Annotated in this window: 20 protein-coding genes; 7 read left to right on the top strand and 13 right to left on the bottom strand. The window is 56.7% G+C overall.

Annotated features, from left to right (window positions below; all coding sequences use genetic code 11):
• Positions 1–186 precede the first annotated feature (186 nt).
• Genes ftsX through ftsY form a run of 3 tightly spaced genes read right to left on the bottom strand, consistent with a single transcriptional unit; the run spans position 187 to position 3,363 of the window.
• Entirely contained in the window at positions 187–1,242 is a 1,056-nt protein-coding gene (gene ftsX, locus ACOTZB_RS20120; RefSeq protein ID WP_421628337.1) for a permease-like cell division protein FtsX, read from the bottom strand.
• The gene (ftsE, locus tag ACOTZB_RS20115) at positions 1,235–1,900 is read right to left on the bottom strand and encodes a cell division ATP-binding protein FtsE (protein ID WP_025758973.1); all 666 of its coding nucleotides are present in this window, start codon (positions 1,898–1,900) and stop codon (positions 1,235–1,237) included. The genes ftsX and ftsE overlap by 8 nt, the downstream gene beginning before the upstream one ends.
• 2 nt (positions 1,901–1,902) lie before the next feature.
• Positions 1,903–3,363: a signal recognition particle-docking protein FtsY gene (gene ftsY, locus ACOTZB_RS20110; protein WP_421628335.1), complete on the bottom strand. Its 1,461-nt coding sequence runs from the start codon at positions 3,361–3,363 to the stop codon at positions 1,903–1,905.
• Positions 3,364–3,490: 127 nt separating this feature from the next.
• Here ftsY and rsmD point away from each other — a divergent pair, with 127 nt between their 5' ends.
• Both rsmD and ACOTZB_RS20100 read left to right on the top strand, forming a co-directional pair.
• Positions 3,491–4,093, top strand: a complete 603-nt coding sequence (rsmD, locus tag ACOTZB_RS20105) for a 16S rRNA (guanine(966)-N(2))-methyltransferase (RefSeq protein WP_104949671.1) — start codon at positions 3,491–3,493, stop codon at positions 4,091–4,093.
• Positions 4,077–4,358 (top strand): DUF1145 family protein, encoded by a 282-nt coding sequence (locus ACOTZB_RS20100; protein WP_010436509.1) that lies wholly within the window; start codon positions 4,077–4,079, stop codon positions 4,356–4,358. Before rsmD ends, ACOTZB_RS20100 begins: the two co-directional genes overlap by 17 nt.
• A 60-nt stretch (positions 4,359–4,418) precedes the next feature.
• Here ACOTZB_RS20100 and ACOTZB_RS20095 read toward each other — a convergent pair whose 3' ends face one another.
• Complete coding sequence (locus ACOTZB_RS20095) at positions 4,419–4,775, bottom strand: DUF2500 domain-containing protein (protein WP_421628332.1); 357 nt, start codon at positions 4,773–4,775, stop codon at positions 4,419–4,421.
• A gap of 129 nt (positions 4,776–4,904) precedes the next feature.
• Here ACOTZB_RS20095 and ACOTZB_RS20090 point away from each other — a divergent pair, with 129 nt between their 5' ends.
• Together ACOTZB_RS20090 and zntA are read left to right on the top strand one after the other, a co-directional pair.
• Entirely contained in the window at positions 4,905–5,531 is a 627-nt protein-coding gene (locus ACOTZB_RS20090; RefSeq protein WP_023310011.1) for a lysoplasmalogenase, read from the top strand.
• Positions 5,532–5,607: 76 nt separating this feature from the next.
• Positions 5,608–7,779: a Zn(II)/Cd(II)/Pb(II) translocating P-type ATPase ZntA gene (gene zntA, locus ACOTZB_RS20085; RefSeq protein WP_421628329.1), complete on the top strand. Its 2,172-nt coding sequence runs from the start codon at positions 5,608–5,610 to the stop codon at positions 7,777–7,779.
• Positions 7,780–7,866: 87 nt separating this feature from the next.
• Here zntA and ubiA read toward each other — a convergent pair whose 3' ends face one another.
• The 5 genes from ubiA to malK form a co-directional block, all read right to left on the bottom strand.
• The gene (gene ubiA / locus ACOTZB_RS20080) at positions 7,867–8,736 is read right to left on the bottom strand and encodes a 4-hydroxybenzoate octaprenyltransferase (protein ID WP_421628327.1); all 870 of its coding nucleotides are present in this window, start codon (positions 8,734–8,736) and stop codon (positions 7,867–7,869) included.
• Positions 8,737–8,748: 12 nt separating this feature from the next.
• Entirely contained in the window at positions 8,749–9,246 is a 498-nt protein-coding gene (gene ubiC, locus ACOTZB_RS20075; RefSeq protein WP_023334136.1) for a chorismate lyase, read from the bottom strand.
• A 180-nt stretch (positions 9,247–9,426) separates the two neighbouring features.
• Positions 9,427–10,380, bottom strand: a complete 954-nt coding sequence (gene malM, locus ACOTZB_RS20070; RefSeq protein WP_126331134.1) for a maltose operon protein MalM — start codon at positions 10,378–10,380, stop codon at positions 9,427–9,429.
• A gap of 113 nt (positions 10,381–10,493) precedes the next feature.
• Positions 10,494–11,837, bottom strand: coding sequence for a maltoporin (locus ACOTZB_RS20065; protein WP_193805506.1), 1,344 nt, complete (start codon positions 11,835–11,837; stop codon positions 10,494–10,496).
• A gap of 71 nt (positions 11,838–11,908) precedes the next feature.
• Entirely contained in the window at positions 11,909–13,018 is a 1,110-nt protein-coding gene (gene malK, locus ACOTZB_RS20060; protein WP_032650555.1) for a maltose/maltodextrin ABC transporter ATP-binding protein MalK, read from the bottom strand.
• A gap of 370 nt (positions 13,019–13,388) precedes the next feature.
• Here malK and malE point away from each other — a divergent pair, with 370 nt between their 5' ends.
• From malE to malG, 3 genes are all read left to right on the top strand, one after another.
• Positions 13,389–14,579, top strand: a complete 1,191-nt coding sequence (gene malE / locus ACOTZB_RS20055; RefSeq protein ID WP_193805505.1) for a maltose/maltodextrin ABC transporter substrate-binding protein MalE — start codon at positions 13,389–13,391, stop codon at positions 14,577–14,579.
• A 125-nt stretch (positions 14,580–14,704) separates the two neighbouring features.
• Positions 14,705–16,249, top strand: coding sequence for a maltose ABC transporter permease MalF (gene malF, locus ACOTZB_RS20050; RefSeq protein WP_029740622.1), 1,545 nt, complete (start codon positions 14,705–14,707; stop codon positions 16,247–16,249).
• A 14-nt stretch (positions 16,250–16,263) separates the two neighbouring features.
• Positions 16,264–17,154, top strand: coding sequence for a maltose ABC transporter permease MalG (malG, locus tag ACOTZB_RS20045; protein ID WP_014830272.1), 891 nt, complete (start codon positions 16,264–16,266; stop codon positions 17,152–17,154).
• A gap of 97 nt (positions 17,155–17,251) precedes the next feature.
• On the opposite strand, the gene psiE is transcribed toward malG, so the two are convergent.
• The 4 genes from psiE to ACOTZB_RS20025 form a co-directional block, all read right to left on the bottom strand.
• Positions 17,252–17,662 (bottom strand): phosphate-starvation-inducible protein PsiE, encoded by a 411-nt coding sequence (gene psiE / locus ACOTZB_RS20040; RefSeq protein ID WP_000202963.1) that lies wholly within the window; start codon positions 17,660–17,662, stop codon positions 17,252–17,254.
• A gap of 129 nt (positions 17,663–17,791) precedes the next feature.
• Positions 17,792–19,888: a YjbH domain-containing protein gene (locus ACOTZB_RS20035; RefSeq protein ID WP_421628323.1), complete on the bottom strand. Its 2,097-nt coding sequence runs from the start codon at positions 19,886–19,888 to the stop codon at positions 17,792–17,794.
• Positions 19,888–20,625, bottom strand: coding sequence for a capsule biosynthesis GfcC D2 domain-containing protein (locus ACOTZB_RS20030; RefSeq protein ID WP_421628321.1), 738 nt, complete (start codon positions 20,623–20,625; stop codon positions 19,888–19,890). The genes ACOTZB_RS20035 and ACOTZB_RS20030 overlap by 1 nt, the downstream gene beginning before the upstream one ends.
• Positions 20,622–21,260: a YjbF family lipoprotein gene (locus ACOTZB_RS20025; protein ID WP_023309998.1), complete on the bottom strand. Its 639-nt coding sequence runs from the start codon at positions 21,258–21,260 to the stop codon at positions 20,622–20,624. Before ACOTZB_RS20025 ends, ACOTZB_RS20030 begins: the two co-directional genes overlap by 4 nt.
• Positions 21,261–21,305 lie beyond the last annotated feature (45 nt).

Here is a 21,305-nt window from a genome sequence, read left to right as displayed (position 1 = left end):
TTGAGCAACGAGATTAGCATTCACTCTTTTATCAGACAGTGATTTTATCCACAAGTTCCAGGTGCAACGGTGAATAAATTACGCACAAATTGTGACATGGAGATGATAACAGGGGAAGCGACAACAGGGACGCTTTCCCTGCAGAGCGAACTTATCGGTGCAGGGAAAGATTATATCACGCTTTTATTAGTCGGGAGTAAAGTGACGTAAATGTTGAACGGTTGCCAGCCAGGCTGCCACCCACCCAATCATCGAACAAACCAGCAGCAGCAACAGGCACTCATCGAAGCCTAAGCCACTGATATCAAACTTCGTTCCGAAAACCTGCGCCACTTCAGTGACGGCAGACGAGAGCCGCATCACCAAAATTTCTGACAATATCAGTGAAAGAAATGCACCGGAAAAACCGAGCAGTGCGCCGCCGTAAAGGAACGGTCGAAGGATGAAGCCATCCGTCGCACCAATCAGTTTCTGCACGTTGATGGTATCGCGACGGGCAAAGATGCTCAGGCGCACGCTGTTGCCGATGACGAGGAAGACCGCCGCCACCATCAGCACGCCAATCATCGCCGCGACGCGTCCTACCAGCCCGGTCAGGGCTGAGAGACGCGCAAACCAGCTGTCATCCATGCGCACTTCATCAATGCCCTTAACGCGCGTGATGCGATCGCGCAGGGTGTTAAGCGAATCGGTCCCCTGGAAATCCAGCTTCGGGATCACCACCGCCACGGCGGGCAGCGGGTTCTCTTCGAGCATATCCAGCGCGCCGCCAAAGCCTGACCAGTTACGAAACTCGCCCAGGGCGTCTTCACGCGAGAGATAGTTGACCTTCTCCACGCCCTGCTCGGCCTGGATTTGCCCAACCACCTGCGCGGCGGCGTTATCGTCGAGGGCTTTATCCAGATAGACCGTGATTTGCGGAGATGGATAATACTGTGAGGCCGCCTGGTTGACGTTTTTATAGACCATATAGCAGACGCTTGGCAGCGTCAGGGAAATAGCGATCACCATCACCGTCAGGAACGTCGCCAGCGGTTTGCTTTTCAGATCCTGCAGCGCGCCGTGGAAAGCGTAGCGCACCTGCTCGTTGAACACGTTGGTTTTACGGGAGGCCGGTTTTGGCGCGGCCTTCTGGCGCTTCGGCGCATTACGATTGCCGTCACCACCGCCCTGCGGCTTACGGAAACGGTCAAACCGGTTTCCGAACTGCCGAATCTGGTTTATTGCATCACGCTTATTCACCGTGGCCTCCGTGCAAATGACCGTCGCTCAGGGTCAGCATGCGGTACGAACGGCGGGAAATGAGCCCGATGTCGTGCGTCGCCATCAATACCGTGACCCCTACGCGGTTGAATTCCTCAAACAGACGCAAAATCCCTTCTGACAGGGCATCGTCCAGGTTACCGGTCGGTTCATCCGCCAGCAGCACCGCAGGCTTGTTCACCACCGCGCGGGCAATGCCCACGCGCTGCTGTTCACCGCCGGAGAGCTGGATAGGGAAGTTCTTCGCTTTGTCCAGCAGCCCGACCTTATCCAGCGCCGCAGAGACGCGACGGCGGATATCGTCATAGCTGGCGCCGGCAATAATCAGCGGAATGGCCACGTTATCGAAAACGGTGCGATCCATCAGCAGGTGGTGATCCTGGAAAATCATGCCGATCTGACGACGCAGGAACGGCACTTCGCGGTTTTTCAGGCGGCTGATCTCATGGCCGCCGAAAAAGATTTTCCCGGCGCTTGGCCGCTCGATCCCACAGATAAGCTTGAGCAGGGTACTTTTCCCCGCGCCGGAATGGCCGGTCAGGAATGCCATCTCGCCCGGCTGCAGGTGGAATGTCACCCCCTGCAGCGCTTGTCTCCCACCGAGATAGGCCTTGCTGACGTGTTCAAAGCGAATCATTGTTAGTCCTCTCGGGCAAATAATGCCTCAATAAAGTCGTCCGCCTTAAACGGACGCAAATCCTCAATACGCTCGCCCACACCGATGTAGCGGATAGGAATGCCGAACTGGTCGGCCACGGAGAAGATCACCCCGCCTTTCGCGGTGCCGTCCAGCTTGGTCAGCGCGATCCCCGTCAGTCCTACCGCTTCAGTGAACAGCTTCGCCTGACTGATGGCGTTCTGTCCGGTGCTGGCATCAATGGTCAGCATAATTTCATGCGGTGCGTCTTCGTCCAGCTTCTTCATGACGCGAACGATTTTCTTCAACTCTTCCATCAGGTGCGATTTGTTCTGCAAACGCCCTGCGGTATCGGCAATCAGCACGTCCACGCTGCGCGCCTTCGCCGCCTGGATGGCGTCAAAGATCACGGACGCGGAATCCGCGCCGGTATGCTGAGCAATCACCGGGATGTTGTTGCGCTGGCCCCAGACCTGCAGCTGCTCAACCGCCGCCGCACGGAAGGTATCGCCCGCCGCCAGCATCACCGATTTGCCCTGCTGTTCGAACTGACGCGCCAGCTTGCCGATGGTGGTGGTTTTACCCACGCCGTTCACGCCGACCATCAGAATAACAAATGGCGTTTTGCCTTCAATATTAAGCGGTTCGTCAACTTTTGCGAGAATTTCGCCCATCTCGTCTTTCAGCAGACCGTACAGCGCTTCGGCGTCGCGCAGCTGTTTGCGGCTCGCCCCTTCGGTCAAATTGGCAATGATCTTACGGGTGGTTTCCACGCCGACGTCCGCAATCAGCAGCTGTTCTTCCAGCTCTTCAAAGAGATCGTCGTCGATCTTCTTGCCGCGGAACAGACTGATAAATCCGGAACCTAAGTTTTCTTTGGTTTTGAGCAGGCTGCGCTTCAGGCGCGCGAAGAAACCTTCTTTGGTCGGTTTTTCCTGCTCCTGGACGATCTCTTCTTCGGCCTGCTCTTCCACCGGCACGACGATGACCGCTTCTTCCGCGGCTTGTGCTGCCAGCGCCTGGGCTTCCAGCTCTTCGTCGGTCAGCTCTGGCTCGAGTGCCGCTTCTTCTTCCACCGCCTCAACAATTTCAACGGTTTCCGCTTCCGCCTGCCACTCTTCGGCAGAGACCTCTTCGGCTTTCACCTCTTCCGGCAGCGGCAGCTCTTCGTGCTCGATAACGGCCTGTGGCGCTTCGGTAATATCCTCAACGATAACCGGTTCTGGCTTCTCGCTCTCCTGAACCTGTTCCGTGACCTCAACCACCTCTTGTGCAAAGGTTCCAATCTCTTCTTTGCTGTGCGCCGTCTCTTCCGCTTCGACTACTGCGGCGGTTTCTACAGGCGTTTCAGGCTGTGACTGCTCTTCAACGGCTTGTTGCTCTTCGGTTTTCTGTTCTGTTTCTTGCTCTTTTTCACCGAAGCCCAGCCAGGAAAAGAAGCCACGTTTTTTTTGTTTTGCCATCTGCGACTACACTCCTCGCGGCGCTATATACATGGAAGCTAAAAAAATGATGAAATAGTCTAACACTTTACTTAATTGACATCACCGCCCGCAATCGCAGGCCAATTGTTAACAGAGCTTTCCTGAGATGAAGAAACCCAACCGCGCCCCGGCCGGTCAAATTCGTATTATCGGCGGTCAGTGGCGAGGCCGGAAATTACCGGTGCCGGACAGCCCCGGTTTACGCCCTACCACCGACCGCGTGCGCGAGACGCTTTTTAACTGGCTGGCCCCGTCAATGGTAGACGCCCACTGCCTGGACTGCTTCGCCGGAAGCGGCGCGCTCGGACTGGAAGCGCTGTCGCGCTATGCCGCCAGCGCCACGCTGCTGGAGATGGAGCGCGGCGTGGCGCAGACGCTGCAGCAAAATCTGGCGACGCTGAAAGCGAGCAACGCCAAAGTCGTGAACACCAACACGCTGAGTTTTCTTGCGCAGAAAGGCACGCCGCACACCGTGGTGTTTGTCGACCCGCCGTTCCGCAAGGGGCTGCTGGAAGAGACGTTATCCCTGCTGGAGCAAAACGGCTGGCTGGCGGATGACGCGCTAATTTACGTTGAAAGCGAAGTGGAAAACGGTTTACCGCCGGTTCCCGCCCACTGGGATTTGCACCGCGAAAAGGTCGCTGGTCAGGTGGCCTACCGTCTTTATCACCGTCAGGCACAAGGAGGCTCCGATGCCGGTACTGATTAACCTGGGACGTTTGCTGATGCTGGGCGTCTGGGCGTTCCTGATTCTGAATCTGGTGCACCCGTTCCCGCGCCCGATGAATATTTTCGTTAACGTCGCGCTGATTTTCACGTCGTTTATGCACGCCCTGCAGATGGTGATGCTGAAAAACGGCCTGCCGAAAGACGGCCCGCAGATGACGGGCTGGCAGCAGCTTCGCGTATTTATTTTCGGCGTGTTTGAGCTGCTGGTGTGGATGAAGAAGTTTAAGGCGCAGGTGAAGAAGTAAGGTGCGGCCTGATGGCCTCACTCTAACCCTCTCCCACAGGGAGAGGGGACCGTTCGTGCATTATTCCGTCCTGAACCCTTCAAACCGCGTCCCTTTGTAGCTCAGCGTTCCTTTCTCCCCCACCGTCAGCTGATGGTACTGCTGCGCCTCCAGGCGGAAGGTCATTTCCAGGCCGCCCGTTTCCGGCCTAAAGCTCGCCTCATAGCGCATTGCTGTGCCCGCAGGCGTCACCTGCTGCTGGCGCGAGCGGCGATCGTTGAGCGGTTTCTCGCGTTTGTTGGTCACCAACACGCGCTTTTGCATCAGCGGCGCGGCATCGTTATCCGCCTTCTCGCGGCGCTGCTGCACGAAGCGGAACGAGGCGGCAATGACGATAATCGCCACCACGATAATGAAAAACAGCGGCATCTTGCTCATTCTACAATCCCATCAGATTATGCGGAATTCAGGATACCCTGCCTTCCCCGGCATTGCCAAACGCCCGCCCGCGTCACTACACTGGATCAGAAACTGATTATTCAGACTTAACAGATACAGGGAGTTAATATGCTTTGGTCATTTATCGCTGTCTGTTTTTCCGCATGGCTTTATGTCGATGCGTCCTACCGCGGTCCCACCTGGCAGCGCTGGTTGTTTAAACCGGTCACGCTGTTGCTCCTGCTGCTGCTGGCCTGGCAAGCGCCGATGTTCAACGCCGTCAGCTATCTGGTGCTAGCCGGACTGTGTGCATCCCTGATTGGCGATGCCTTAACCCTGCTGCCACGCCAGCGCCTGCTCTACGCCGTTGGGGCGTTCTTCTTGTCGCATCTGCTCTATACCATCTACTTTGCCAGCCAGATGACGCTCTCCTTCTTCTGGCCGCTGCCGCTGGTGCTGCTGGTGATTGGCGCGCTGCTGATTGCGGTGATCTGGTCACGACTGGAAGAGATGCGTTTGCCGGTCTGTACCTTTATCGCCATGACGCTGGTGATGGTGTGGCTGGCGGGCGAGCTGTGGTTCTTCCGTCCGACCGCTCCGGCGATGTCCGCGTTCTTCGGCGCCGCCCTGCTGCTGATCGGGAATATCGTGTGGCTGGGCAGCCACTATCGCCGCCGCTTCCGGGCGGATAACGCGATAGCCTCCGCCTGTTACTTTGCCGGGCATTTCCTGATTGTGCGTTCGCTGTATATCTAAATAGCGCTTGACTCTGGAGTCGACTCCAGAGTGTATGCTGCGGTTAATGAGAAAATTATCATTGCCGGAGACTGCCATGTCGACTCCAGAAATACCTAAAAAAGTACCTCAATTCTCGGCACTTAAGCTCAGCCCGGTGCCGTCGAAAGACGACTGCTGCTGCGAAGGCGCGTGCGAAACGCCAACTCAAACGCTTCCTGAAAGTGGCAACCGCTACAGCTGGGTCGTCAACGGCATGGACTGCGCGGCCTGCGCCCGTAAGGTGGAAAACGCCGTCAAACAGGTGCCGGGCGTGAGTCACGTTCAGGTGCTGTTCGCCACCGAAAAGCTGCTGGTTAGCGCCGATACCGACGTCAGCAAGCAGGTTGAAGCCGCCGTCAGCCAGGCGGGCTATACCCTGCGCAGCGAAACGACTCCCGTTGAAAAAGCCTCCACCCTGAAAGAAAACCTGCCGCTCATTACCCTCATCATCATGATGGCCCTGAGCTGGGGGCTGGAGCAGATTAACCATCCGTTCGGCAATCTGGCGTTTATCGCCACCACACTGGTCGGCCTGTTCCCGATTGCCCGTCAGGCGCTGCGCCTGATGAAAAGCGGCAGCTGGTTTGCCATCGAAACGCTGATGAGCGTGGCGGCAATCGGCGCGCTGTTCATTGGCGCGACGGCAGAAGCGGCGATGGTACTGCTGCTGTTCTTAATCGGCGAACGCCTTGAGGGCTGGGCGGCGAGCCGGGCGCGTAAAGGGATCAGCGCGCTGATGGCGCTGAAGCCGGAAACCGCCATTCGCGTGGTAAACGGCACGCGTGAAACGGTTGCCATTAACACGCTACGCCCGGGCGACGTGATTGAGGTGGCCGCAGGGGGGCGTCTGCCTGCAGACGGCGCGCTGCTTACCGCCACCGCGAGCTTTGATGAAAGCGCCCTGACCGGGGAATCCATTCCGGTAGAGCGCGCCGCGGGTGAAAAAGTGCCTGCTGGCGCCACCAGCGTCGACCGTCTGGTGCAGCTCACCGTGCTTTCCGAGCCGGGCGACAGCGCCATCGACCGTATCCTGAAGCTGATTGAAGAGGCAGAGGAGCGCCGCGCGCCGGTCGAACGCTTTATCGATCGCTTCAGCCGAATTTATACCCCTGCCATCATGCTGGTTGCCCTGCTGGTCACCGTCGTTCCGCCGCTGTTCTTTGGCGCGCAATGGGAGGGCTGGATTTATAAAGGGCTGACGCTGCTGCTGATCGGCTGCCCGTGCGCGCTGGTGATTTCCACCCCGGCGGCGATTACCTCAGGTCTGGCGGCAGCGGCACGTCGCGGGGCGCTGATTAAGGGCGGCGCGGCGCTGGAACAGCTGAGCCAGGTTCAGCATATCGCCTTCGATAAAACCGGTACGTTAACCGTGGGTAAGCCGCAGGTAACCGGCGTGTATCCGCAGGAAATCAGTGAAGATGAGCTGCTTACACTGGCCGCCGCCGTTGAGCAGGGGTCCACTCACCCGCTGGCGCAGGCGATTGTGCAAGAAGCGCAGTCGCGCGGGCTGAGCATCCCTACGGCAACCGCCCAACGAGCGCTGGTCGGGTCAGGGATTGAGGCCACCGTTGGCGGTAAAAAGGTGCTGATTGTCGCGGCGGGCAAGTCTTCCAGTCCAGAGGTTGAGGCGTTAGAACAGACCGGACAAACTGTCGTGACGGTCCTGCAGGACGGCGTCGCGAAAGGGATGCTGGCACTGCGCGATACCCTGCGCGATGACGCCAAAGAAGCCGTGGCGGCGCTGCACAAGCTGGGCGTGCAGGGCGTTATTCTTACCGGTGATAACCCTCGCGCGGCAGCAGCGATTGCCGGTGAGCTGGGGCTGGAGTTTAAAGCCGGATTGCTGCCTGCGGATAAGGTCAGCGCGGTAACGGAGCTGAACGCTCGCGCGCCGCTGGCGATGGTCGGTGACGGGATTAACGATGCCCCGGCGATGAAAGCCTCCACCATCGGTATTGCGATGGGCAGCGGTACCGACGTGGCGCTGGAAACGGCCGACGCGGCATTGACGCACAACCGCCTGACCGGGCTGGCGCAGACCATCGCCCTGGCGCGCGCGACGCGGGCCAACATTCGTCAGAACATCGGCATTGCGCTCGGGCTGAAGGGGATTTTCCTGGTGACGACGCTGCTCGGCATGACCGGACTGTGGCTGGCGGTGCTGGCGGATACCGGGGCAACGGTACTGGTGACGGCGAACGCGCTGCGGCTGCTGCGTCGCCGGTAAAAAAAGCCCGGTGGCGCTAACGCTTACCGGGCCTAAATGTCCTGCTAACTCGTAGGTCGGGTAAGGCGAAGCCGCCACCCGACTTTTTTATAAGAAATAGCTCATCGCCAGGCCTAAAAACAGCACCAGACCGACGTAATTATTGTTCATAAACGCTTTAAAACAGGCGTCACGTTCACGCTTAGCAATCAGCTTTTGCTGGTACGCAAACAGCAGTCCCGCCACCAGCACGGACCAGTAAAACTCCCAGCTCAGCCCGTTCAGGCGACCGATCGCGACCATCAGTGCCAGTACCGCAACCTGCAGGATACCGATAATCAGCTTGTCCTGACGACCAAAGAGGATGGCGGTGGATTTGATGCCAATTTTCAGGTCATCATCGCGGTCTACCATCGCGTATTGCGTGTCATACGCCACGGCCCAGAGAATGTTCGCCAGGAACATCAGCCAGCAGCTGAGCGGTAAGGACTCACTAACCGCCGCAAACGCCATCGGAATCGACCAGCCAAACGCCGCGCCCAGCACCACCTGAGGCAGGTGGGTATAGCGTTTCATAAAGGGATATACACAGGCCAACGCCAGCGCCGCAACGGAAAGCAGAATGGTCATGGTGTTTAGGGTCAACACCAGCAGGAAAGAGAGCAGCACCAGCACAATGAACAACACGCGGGCTTCTTTCCCGGTGACCTGCCCGCTGGGTAACGGACGACCGGCAGTACGCTTAACATGACCGTCGAATTTACGATCGGCATAGTCGTTGACCACGCAGCCCGCCGCGCGCATCAGCCAGACGCCGGCAACGAACACGCCAAGGATCCACAGCGGCGGCACGCCCGGCGTGGCGAGCCACAGCGCCCACAGGGTCGGCCACAGCAGCAGTAGCGCGCCAATGGGTTTATCGGTACGCATTAAGCGGTGATACGCCAACAGCTTATTCTGCGTCAGGCTCCACTCCATTTTTTCTTCCTCTTAGTACAACGGTGATGCCGGTAAAAAAAGCTCCGTCAGAATTAACGGTTTACCGCTCAGGCGAAGGCGGGAACGACGCCCCCAGAGTTCGGCATCACGACCAATCTCAATAAAATCCCGGGTAAGCTCAGACGAGGTGAAAAGGTAACGCCCCAGCGGCGTTTTCCCCAGACGTTGCAGCGCCAGCTCTGGCCCGGAAAGAGTTGACTCGGGCACCACCGTCCGTCCGGCAAGCCACGGTTCACCATCAGCACAGAGTAAAATTTCGCGCAGCCAGTAGCGTGGCTCCTGCGGCAGCAGCGGCAGCTCGCTGGCGATCTCATCGCCAGAGACAAACCCTTCCTGAATCAGGGTCACCGTGACCGTTTTACCCTGTTGCTCAAAACGTTTCGTCATGGAATCTTCCAGCAACAACCAGTCCAGTTGCTGAGGATCAAGCGCAGGTATTTGGTCAAAATAGCGCAGCGCACGCAGTTGCGTTAGCGCAGGGTGTGACATGCCAGACTCTCCGATACATAACGTAATGGCATTGTATCGCAGAAACACGGATTGAGGGGGGCCAAACGTTATTTAACGATCACGGTCGCAACATGGGCGCAACAGACTGGCGGCTACGAAAAAAAGTGCGCCCACTCAGGCGCACCAAACTACTAACAAATCAGCACTGTGGGGAAACGGTTACCCCTTGCCTTTTACACTGCTGATAAAGGTGGAACGGGCAGTGGTTGAACCTAAACGTTCGGCTTCATCAAGCAGTTTCAGCGCTTTATCGACATCGCCGCGCTTCACCGCCTGCTTAATGGCGTTGTTGAAGTACTCTTCGGTGTCGTTCAGTACCGGCTCAGCCTTCTTCGCCGGGGCAGGCGCTGCGGCCGCTACCGGTGCGGCTGCCGTGGCCGCTGGCGCGGTATAGGCAGGAGCAGCTGTGTTACCTACAGTGACAGGGCCGGAACCGGAAGAGCCAAACAGCGGGCCGACCAGCACGCTTGAACCGCTGTTCGTTTTCACCTTCAGCTTTAACGTTCCGTCGGTGACGTGACGAGCAATCGGGTCTGGAATATCAGGAATCGCGTTACCGGTACCTTTTGCGTAGGCTTTAGCCGGATCGAGCAACGTGGTGGTCTTCTGAAGATCCTGCTCAGTGGTAAAGACCAGCACGTAGAGTTTTTGCTGGCCGAGCGCTGGCGTAAGGCGCATGACGCCTTCCAGACGGTCGGCGCTCATTACGCCGGGTTCCTGATATGTAAAGTATTCACTAGGGAAAAAGGCAGATGGCGTCATGTTCTGATCGAGAATAAGCACGTTTGGTGCAAATACGCTCGTCTGCTTATTAACTTCACTGGTCAAGGTAATGGCCAGTTCACCAATATTGGCGGGTACGCTATACGCAGCGACCGGGCCGGTAATACCCGGAACATTAAGTGACTGACCAGCCGTTGAAAGCTGGGTGGTCTGGGTTTTAGACTGATCGACAGGGGTCCAGACCAGCTGTTGCAATGCCGCTGTCGGAATGGCTGGCGCGGATGTTGTGTTTTGTGGAACGAAATTGACGTTAGCGAGCGTTACAGAAGGCGCGCTCGCCAGCAGCCCTGCGGTTAAACAAAGGGCAAGGAGAGTTTTGTTCATTTTCATTGTTATCACCTCAAAATGCACAGGTTCAGCGGTAGCCAGGCAATAGCGCGCCGTCCCAAGGATTGAGGGGCTTGCGCCCCTCAGTTTGGTCATTACGTCAGGTTAAGACGGGATTACCACCAGATTTCCATCTGGGCGCCGAAGGACCACTCGTCGTTGTCACCGCGACCGAAGGAACCACCGTTAAAGCCATCTTTGACTGCTTTACCAAAGTTCGCGTTGTTGGAAGGGTTACCGGTGTAGTCGTAGCCCCATTTTTCATCCCACTTGGCATAGGTTGCAAAGACGCGGATTGCTGGACGTGACCAGATGCTGTCACCTGCCTGCCACTGTTGCGCCAGGGTGATTTTATACTGGTTGTTGGTTTCGCCAGTTTCCTGTGATTTGACGTTGTCGTAGCCAACTTCCAGCAAGGTGCTCATGATTGGCGTCCATTTGAACATTGGACGAACGCCCACGGTCCACCACTTGGTGCCGTTGTTATTATCCCAGTCGATATCCTGATACATACCAACGTACATCAGGTCCCAACGATCGCCCAAAGAGATTGCACCATGATCCAGGATACGCAGCAGGCTACCGTTATTGTTGATGTCATAGGCAAAATGTGAGTTAGGATCGATACCTACACCAGAACCTTGAGACAGGCCTTTACCCTGAGCAGTCATTGAATCGGTGGCATACTGAACCACAAATTTGTTATAGCCCTTCAGCATGCTCTGGGTATGTTCGGCAGTGAACATCCAACCATCTTTAGACGCGCCGTCAACCAAACGATAATCATCACGTGGGTTAGCACGACCGTAGTCAACGCCCAGTTCCAGTGTACCCCCTGGGTTGATTTCCATCTGAGCTAAACGAACATCGAAAACATCGTTCGCCGTTTTTTGGTTGTAATCATAAATGCTATCGCTACCAAAGGTAGCAGAGCCGCCTGTTTCAGTGGAGCGTGTCGCGGCTAAAGACAGTTTACCGAAACCTAGATCGATGTTTTCAAGACCAGCACCAGGCCCTGAAATATCCCAGTAGTAGAAGTCGATCATGTGGACGTCATGACGCTGATAGAAGCGCTTACCGGCCCAAATAGTAGAACCTGGCAACCATTCAATCAGGTTTTTACCCTGCACGTTTGCTTCACGGAACGCCGGGCTGGTGGCTTCCCAGTCGTTTTCCTGGTTAACTGAATAAGCTACGTTGGTGTCAAAATAGAAGCTTTTATCGCCCTCTTTCCACACTTCCTGGCCCAGTTTCAGTTCCGCGTAGGTTTCACATTCGTTACCGAGACGGTATTTACTTTGAGCACCGGTTGCCTGGAAGCATTGTTGTTGACCACCACTACCCGTCCAGCCGATACCGGAACGAGCATAACCATGGAAATCCACGGCCAGTGCCTGAGCAGACATTACGCCCGCTGCGACGGCAACTGCCAGAGGAAGTTTGCGCAGAGTAATCATCATTCTATCTCCTGAGATCATTGCTTTTCTTTGAACACTTCACCTGTCGGTTTCGTGTCTTCTTTTGGGATTGCTTAAACGCCTGGCTCTTTGTGCAACCGACGACATGCAGTGCCATCCTCACGGAACAGATGGCAACGCTCTGGCGGCAAGCCGATAGCGAATCTGGCACCCTCTTCTACCAACACCACGTCATTCTGGCGGTAGACCAGGTTCTGACGGATGGCGGGGATCTGGATATGAATCTGTGTTTCGTGACCAAGCTGTTCGACGACCTGAACGTCACCTTCCAGGGTCACATCAGCGATGTGGCTCGGCAGCAGGTGCTCAGGACGAATACCGAGGGACATGTTTGCCCCGACCTGTACGTTGGCGCTGTCGACCGGTAGCCAGACCTGCTGGCGGTTTGGCAGCTCCACCTGTACCTGTTCAATGGCTGTCGCGGTCACTTTGACGGGCAGGAAGTTCATCTTTGGCGAGCCAATAAAGCCCGCAACAAAGCGGTCTGCCGGGTAGTGGTACAGCTCCAGCGGTTTGCCCACCTGCGCCACGCGACCGGCATCCAGCACCACGATTTTGTCGGCGAGGGTCATCGCTTCCACCTGATCGTGGGTGACGTAAATCATCGTGCGGCCAAGACGCTTGTGCAGACGGGAGATTTCAATACGCATCTGGACGCGCAGGGCGGCATCCAGGTTAGAGAGAGGTTCATCGAGCAGGAACACGCGCGGTTCGGCCACCAGGGTACGGCCAATCGCCACACGCTGACGCTGACCGCCGGAAAGCGCTTTCGGTTTACGCTCCAGCAGATGCGCCAGCTGTAACACCTCCGCCACCTGCGTCACGCGCTGGTTAATCACCTCTTTCTTCGCGCCAGCCAGCTTCAGGCCGAAGGACATATTTTCGGCAACGGAAAGGTGTGGATAGAGTGCATAAGACTGGAACACCATGCCTACACCACGTTCGGCAGGCGGGATGTCGTTCATTCGGGTATCACCAATCAGCAGGTCGCCGCTGGTAATCGTTTCAAGACCGGCAATCATACGCAGCAGAGTAGATTTACCACAGCCTGATGGGCCAACAAACACCACGAATTCGCCTTCGTTGATGTCCAGATTGATGTCTTTCGACACCACAACGTCACCCCAGGCTTTCGTTACATTACGCAGCTGTACGCTCGCCATGCCCTTCTCCCTTCGTTACAACCTGTCACCGACAGAAACATTCAAGATAAGTTCACTATGGGGTATCCATTACTTTCCCGAATCCTCCACCCCCCGCCTTTTTTATGGGGGAGGAGGCGGGAGGATGAGAGAGCAGGCTCTGCGACCGCCGTGGGCGGGCTGAGGCAAAATTCGTGAAGCCGCCTGCAAAATTCGGTGGGTTTTTATGTGCGCCAGCACTCATAACTTAAATTTATGCAACGGAGATCACACAAACGGGGGGTGGGGCGTAGGGGTTGGGAGGATGGAAAGAGGATGTCAAATAAGGAGACTGAGTCACGTTGAACCACTGAAGTCATACCACGAGACATCACCAAAAAGGATGGCAGATATGAATATCAAGACTGGCGCACGCGTTTTCGCATTGTCCGCCCTTGCAGCAATGATGGTTTCCGCCCCAGCGCTCGCCAAAATTGAAGAAGGCAAACTGGTTATCTGGATTAACGGCGACAAAGGCTATAACGGCCTGGCCGAAGTGGGCAAAAAATTCGAAAAAGATACCGGCATCAAAGTGACCGTAGAACATCCGGACAAACTGGAAGAGAAGTTCCCGCAGGTTGCAGCAACCGGCGACGGCCCGGACATCATCTTCTGGGCGCATGACCGTTTCGGTGGTTACGCGCAGTCTGGCCTGCTGGCTGAAGTGACGCCGGACAAATCTTTCCAGGACAAACTGTTCCCGTTCACCTGGGACGCCGTTCGCTATAACGGCAAGCTGATCGCATACCCTATCGCGGTTGAAGCCCTGTCTCTGATTTACAACAAAGACCTGGTACCAAACCCACCGAAAACTTGGGAAGAGATCCCGAAACTGGATAAAGAGCTGAAGGCGAAAGGTAAATCCGCGCTGATGTTCAACCTGCAAGAGCCGTACTTCACCTGGCCGCTGATTGCTGCCGACGGCGGTTACGCGTTCAAGTTTGAAAACGGCAAATATGACGTTAAAGACGTGGGCGTGGACAACGCTGGCGCGAAAGCTGGTCTGACCTTCCTGGTTGATCTGATCAAGAACAAACACATGAACGCGGATACCGACTACTCCATCGCGGAAGCGGCGTTCAACAAAGGCGAAACCGCGATGACCATCAACGGTCCGTGGGCCTGGACCAACATCGACAAGAGCAAAGTCAACTACGGCGTGACGCTGCTGCCAACCTTCAAAGGCAAGCCATCTAAACCGTTCGTTGGCGTGCTAAGCGCGGGCATCAACGCCGCCAGCCCGAACAAAGAGCTGGCGAAAGAGTTCCTGGAAAACTACCTGCTGACCGATCAGGGTCTGGATGAAGTGAACAAGGACAAACCGCTGGGCGCCGTCGCGCTGAAATCCTTCCAGGATCAGCTGGCGAAAGACCCACGTATCGCGGCCACCATGGATAACGCCCAGAAAGGCGAAATCATGCCGAACATTCCACAGATGGCTGCGTTCTGGTACGCCACGCGTACCGCGGTCATCAACGCTGCAAGCGGTCGTCAGACTGTCGATGCCGCGCTGAAAGATGCTCAGGGTCGTATTACTAAGTAATGACGTAGTCCCCTCTCCCTTTGGGAGAGGGTTAGGGTGAGGGTTGGCGCTATCCGCACGCCCTCACCCCGGCCCTCTCCCCCAGGAGAGGGAGAAAAGATCAAACGTTGTAGAGGAAAAACCCCATGGATGTCATTAAAAAGAAACGCTGGTGGCAAAGCGACGCGCTGAAGTGGTCAGCGATAGGTCTGCTGTGTCTGCTGGTGGGTTACCTTGTTGTTTTAATGTACGTACAAGGGGAATATCTGTTTGCCATCATGACGCTGATTTTAAGCTCTGCTGGCCTGTATATTTTCGCTAATCGTAAAGCCTATGCCTGGCGCTATGTCTACCCGGGCGTGGCCGGGATGGGGCTGTTTGTCCTGTTCCCGCTGATTTGTACCATTGCTATTGCGTTTACCAACTACAGCAGCACCAACCAGCTTGCGCAGGAACGCGCGCAGCAGGTCCTGCTGGATCGCTCATATCAGGCAGGCAAGACCTTTAACTTCGGCCTGTATCCTGCCGGTAACGAGTGGAAGTTAGCGCTTACTGACGAAGCAAGCAGCAAATACTATGTCTCCGACGCGTTCAAATTTGGCGGCGAGCAGAAGCTGGCCTTAAAAGAGGCACAGGCCCTGCCAGAGGGTGAACGTGCCAACCTGCGCGTCATTACCCAGAACCGTCAGGCGCTGACCCAGCTCACCGCCGTGCTGCCAGACGAAAGCAAAGTGACCATGAGCTCGCTGCGCCAGTTCTCCGGCACACAGCCGCTCTATACCCTGGCGGACGACGGCACGCTGACCAACAACCAGAGCGGCGTGAAATACCGTCCGAATAACGACATTGGTTTCTATCAGTCCATTACTGCCGACGGCAAATGGGGTGATGACAAACTCAGCCCAGGCTATACCGTCACCATCGGCTGGGACAACTTTACCCGCGTGTTTACCGACGAAGGCATTCAGAAACCGTTCTTCGCCATCTTCGTCTGGACGGTGGTCTTCTCGGTGCTGACGGTGATCCTGACCGTTGCCGTGGGCATGGTGCTGGCCTGTCTGGTCCAGTGGGAATCCCTGAAAGGCAAAGCGATTTACCGCGTGCTGCTGATCCTGCCGTATGCCGTACCGTCGTTTATCTCGATTCTGATTTTCAAAGGGCTGTTTAACCAGAGCTTCGGTGAAATCAACATGATGCTGAGCGCCCTGTTCGGCATCAAACCTGCCTGGTTCAGCGACCCGACCACCGCTCGCTCGATGATTATCATCGTGAACACCTGGCTCGGTTATCCGTACATGATGATCCTGTGCATGGGCCTGCTGAAGGCTATCCCGGACGATCTGTACGAAGCCTCGGCGATGGACGGCGCGGGCCCGTTCCAGAACTTCTTTAAAATTACGCTGCCGCTGCTCATTAAGCCGCTGACGCCGCTGATGATTGCCAGCTTCGCCTTTAACTTTAACAACTTCGTGCTGATTCAGCTGTTGACCAACGGCGGCCCGGACCGCCTTGGCACCACGACGCCAGCAGGCTATACCGACCTGCTCGTGAGCTACACCTACCGTATCGCCTTCGAAGGCGGCGGCGGCCAGGACTTCGGTCTGGCAGCAGCGATTGCCACCCTGATCTTCCTGCTGGTAGGCGCCCTGGCGATTGTGAACCTGAAAGCCACACGTATGAAATTTGACTAAGGAGGGCATCGATCATGGCAATGGTACAACCCAAATCTCAAAAACTGCGCCTCCTGGCGACGCACTTAGGCCTGCTGATTTTCATCGCGGCGATCATGTTCCCGCTGCTGATGGTTATCGCCATCTCCCTGCGTTCGGGTAACTTCGCCACCGGGAGCCTGATCCCGGACGAAATCTCCTGGGAGCACTGGAAGCTCGCGCTGGGCTTCAGCGTGGAACACGCGGATGGCCGCGTCACGCCGCCGCCGTTCCCGGTGCTGCTGTGGCTGTGGAACTCGGTGAAAATCGCCGGGATCACCGCGATAGGTATCGTGACGCTCTCCACGACCTGTGCGTACGCTTTCGCCCGTATGAAGTTCCCGGGCAAAGCCTCACTGCTGAAAGGGATGCTGATTTTCCAGATGTTCCCGGCCGTGCTGTCACTGGTGGCGTTGTATGCCCTGTTTGACCGTCTGGGCCAGTACGTCCCCTTTATCGGCCTGAACACCCACGGCGGCGTGATCTTCGCCTATCTTGGCGGTATCGCACTGCATGTATGGACCATTAAAGGCTATTTCGAAACCATCGACGGCTCCCTGGAAGAAGCGGCCGCGCTGGATGGCGCAACCCCGTGGCAGGCGTTCCGCCTGGTGCTGCTGCCGCTGTCGGTGCCGATTCTGGCGGTAGTGTTTATCCTGTCGTTTATCGCTGCGATCACCGAAGTACCGGTTGCCTCACTGTTACTGCGTGATGTGAACAGCTACACCCTGGCCGTAGGTATGCAGCAATACCTCAACCCGCAAAACTACCTGTGGGGCGACTTTGCCGCGGCGGCCGTACTCTCTGCCATCCCGATTACCGTGGTGTTCCTGCTGGCGCAGCGCTGGCTGGTCAACGGCCTGACGGCGGGCGGTGTGAAAGGTTAAGTTTCATTTTGTTATGCCACTGCAACCCTCAACTTTAGACGTATTGTATTGACCCAACTTGTGACTGTTGTTAGGCGGCCTCCGGGCCGCCATTTTTTTATTCGCGTTTCAGCCGCTTCGAGTTACACAGCCAGAGGGTGATCACCAGCAGCAGGATCGCCGCCGAGTAGATCAGCACGTCGAGCGGGGATTTATGATCGACGATGATCAGCCGCACTATTGCAGTGATCCCAATGTAGACAAAATAACGCAGCGGGAAGTGAAAGCCGGACTGAAAGTACTTCACAATCAGGGCGATAAATTCAAAGTAGAGAAAGTAGACCACCAGGCCTTCCACCAGCGCATATTTGCTGGTTTGTTCAGGAGCGAACAGTACATCCGCAAGATGCACCGTCTCTTTACCCAAAAAGACGACCAGTATCAGACCAAGGCTCAACAGACCGAGGTTCAGCACGGTCTGGAGGATAGTTGAGATAAACTCAACGCGCGGGCGAGTCAGGGATGTCATACAGCACCTCATTCTCCAGGGCGAGGTTCCTGTATAACGCAAAAATGTGACGGGGATCTATATTTTTTGTTTATGTTTGACGCAATGGAGAGGATTCCCCTCTCCCCTAAGGGGAGAGGGTGAGAGGCCTCAGCGGAAGTTAATGTTCTTATCGCTCGTCATGTCATACAGCTGGAACTTACGTCCAAGCTGCTGGCCGCCGTCGCGCGTCAGCGGCGTCCAGCCCACGGCCGCACGGCTGCGGGTTGGGCCTGACGAGAACAGATCCAGCGGAATCGACACGTAAACCCCTTTGGTGAAGTCCCCTTCCCCGTACTCGTCCGGCGAAACGTTGGTGATAGTGGCATAGCCGCCCACCACGACGCCGCTGTCGAAGTGTTTAGAGATATCCAGCGTACCGCCCTTATCGCCCGCCAGGTACTGGCCGACGCTGGCCTTCACCAGCACGTCAGGCGCGAACGACGGCGTCCAGTAGGCGGTCAGATGGCCCGTTTTGACGCTGTAGTCGGTGAACTTCATCATGTCCTGCGCGCTGCGCCAGTCACGCTGCTTGACGTAGTTGGCATCAACCCCGAACGCCCAGTTGCTGTCAACAGGACGATAAAGCACTTCCGCCCCCGCGCCGCCGTACATGGTTTCCAGATACCCGCCGTACACCTGGCCGTAGAAGCCGTTGCCGAAGTACTGGAAGTAGTTGGCCTGCAGGTTATTCACGTAAGCATCGTTCTGCACGTATTCACGCACGCGGGTACGCACGCGCGGCAGCTGTGAGTCTTTTGGCGGGTTGGTGTAGTTGAACTTGTCGTAGTTGTTAGCGATATTGCCGAACAGGCTGCCGGTGGTCAGCAGGTGGTCGGTGACCCACAGATCCGCCGTCGCCATGACGCCTAGCTGATACATGTAGAAGTTTTCCGGCCCGCCCACGGACTGGTTCAGCACCGGATCGATATGGAAATCGAAGCGCGATTTGTCGATATACCAGCCCTGCTCGGTGGTCTCCGGCACGATCGGCTCTACGCGTTTTTGCACCAGCTCGGTTTCATGCCCGAGCGGTTCGCCCTCCAGGTGGCGCTTAAGGCTGGCAACGTCCGTTTCCGTCGTCACCTGCGGCAGGTTAAGACGATTCTCCGTCACGCGGATCGTGCGGATCCCCTCCGGCAGATCGTTCATCACGATCCGGTTAGCGCGTTCGATCCCTTCGCGCGAGTCGCGGTATTTCACCTGCTCGCCGGTCACGTACAGCGTATCGCCTTTCACCTGAATTTTCGGATCCGCCAGGCCGGCATTGTATTTCAGCAGCGTCAGCTGGTTTGCCACCACGGAGTGCTGCAGAATCGCGTCCTGCGGCTCCGGCTGGTATGCAGGGCGCGCGTTATCATTGTAGTGCGGCCGCATATCGTTAAAGTTGGTGCGCAGCGTGAAGCCAAACATCACGGTGTTGCCGCGCTCGTAGCTGAGGTTAACGTCGGCCCAGTCGGTGACGCGATAAATGGCGCCGACGTTAAACTTGCTCTTCTGCTCAATCTTCCCGGCGAAGTCCTGCGAGTAGTCATTCCCTTCATATTCCAGCTTCAGGCGTAATGGCTGCCAGGGCGTTTGATACTCCACGCCGCCAAACAGCGATGCCGGGCCATGAAACATCTGATCCCCGTTGATGGAACCCGCTTTCTTATAGCTGTTATCGCGGTAGCAGTATTTATCGCTGTAGGAGCAAAATGGGTTTTTCACGTTACCGCCAGTGCCCAGGTAGCCCCATCCCAGGCCGAGCGAGAAGTCGAACGGCCCCCAGGCTTTACTGGCCACGATGTATTCCGCATCAAACAGACCGGTACCACCGATATCTTTGGCGCCCACGGACACCTGCGGCATCCAGTAGCTCTCTTCCCACAGGCGCAGCTTGACGTCGAAGGCTTTATCTTTGTAGGTCTGGTCGCCGGAGAACGCATCAACGCTGCTGTACTGTTTCGTACGCACGTCGGTGTAGCGCAGCGTGGTTTCGAGCCACGGGAACAGCTGCACCGACGCCGAGTAGTAACGATACTGATCGTTATCACGGTAGTTAAGGCTAATTTCCCCTTCGCGCGCCATCCGCGCGGTGGGCGTTTGCAGCAAACCGACGCCGCCGAAGTCTGACTGAGACGGGCCAATAGGTGCCGGATACGTTTCTGCATGGCACGCGGCACTCACGCAGAGCGCCAGCATGCTGTAGAGATAGGTTCTTTTCATTATTCCGGTATCCGCTGAATCAGGGAGTGAAGGATATCGGCGTTAAGCCCGTCATACGCCTTCGTCCAGAAATGGTCGGCAAAACCGACAAAAATGATGCTGCCCGGCATAGGTTCAATATGCCGTTTATTCCAGTAAGCGACGGGGGCTTTTTGTGTATGCCCGTCAGGGTAAACCACCCAGGCGTAGCTTTTATCGGCACCGCTCAGCAGGCTCTGCTCGTCGAGGTAGCTCGCCACGTCACGACCGGGCGTAAAGGGCTTTTTACCCGGGCTGCTGATTAGCCCCATAACGGTCACCGTCGTCGGCTTCTCCGGCAGCCAGAGCGTATACTCCCCTTCAAGCGTGGGGTTGCCCTTTTCCGTGATGCGCACTTCATCGGGATCAAGGTTCACGTTCTGACGGCCCGTCACCTTCAGCGCCTGCAGCTGCTGGCGAACGCTGTTAATGGCAGCCGCGTCGTCGCCATCCTCCTGCTCCGCTAACCCCGTCAGCCTGGCAAGGAGCGCCTTGTGCTGTTGTTCCGCTTCAGCGGTCTTCTGACGTTCAGCGATCACTGCCCCCGGCCACCAGCTGTTGGCGAGCCTTGGCTGTCCGACGAGATCGAGCAGATGCTCAGCGTGGGTTAAGGTTTTGGGTTTTTCACTGTCCGGCGTGTAGACCTTCACCGTCCCTGCGGACCATGCCAGCGGCGCGGCAAAACTGGCGATAAGCGCAACGTGGATGAGCGTTTTCATGATTTCGCCGCCTTGATCAGGGTGGTTTTCACCGGGAAGAATCCGGCACCGAGATACTGCAGGGACTGGCGGATCTGCCCTTCCTCGTCGATCCAGAAGCGGTTGTGCCAGGTGGCCTGGTCGGTGGTAACTTCTTCATCCAGCACGCGGACACGGGTTTCGTCGCTGCCGACTTTCACGCTGTCCGTGCCGTCCCAGCGGAAGGTCGAGCGTGCCGTGGCGTAACGCACCTGCTTATGTTCGGTCCAGCCCATCGTGCGCGTCCAGCTTGCGCCGTCGGCGATCTGGTTCGGCTTGATTAGCGGGTCGTCGGCGATATTATTCACCTCCAGCAGGTTATCGCCGCCCAACAGGGTTTTCACGATACGGCCATGCTGCGTCACGATGGTGGCCTGATCCTGCGTCACCCATTTCTGCTGCCCGTTTTCATCGAAAGCGAGCACCACAAACAGCTGCGGGCCATCGTTTAGCTGCATGTACTGACTGGCATAGGGCATGTTTTGAAGTTCGTCATCGGTCAGATGCACGCCCGGTGTACCGAACATGCTTTCCCACAGTGAGTTTCCCAGCCCTTTGGTGGTGGCCGAGCACGCCTGCAGCAGCAGGCAAATCAGAATGATTGCAGGTCGCTTCACGACTCTTCTCCGAAGGGGCGAAATAACCACACCGAAGTGTGGTTA

It is taken from the genome of Enterobacter cloacae complex sp. SHL020, assembly GCF_049236945.1.
Classification (GTDB): Bacteria; Pseudomonadota; Gammaproteobacteria; order Enterobacterales; family Enterobacteriaceae; genus Enterobacter; species Enterobacter dykesii.
The sequence above is the reverse complement of the archived record's forward strand: the minus strand, read 5'-3'. Positions and strand labels throughout refer to the sequence as shown.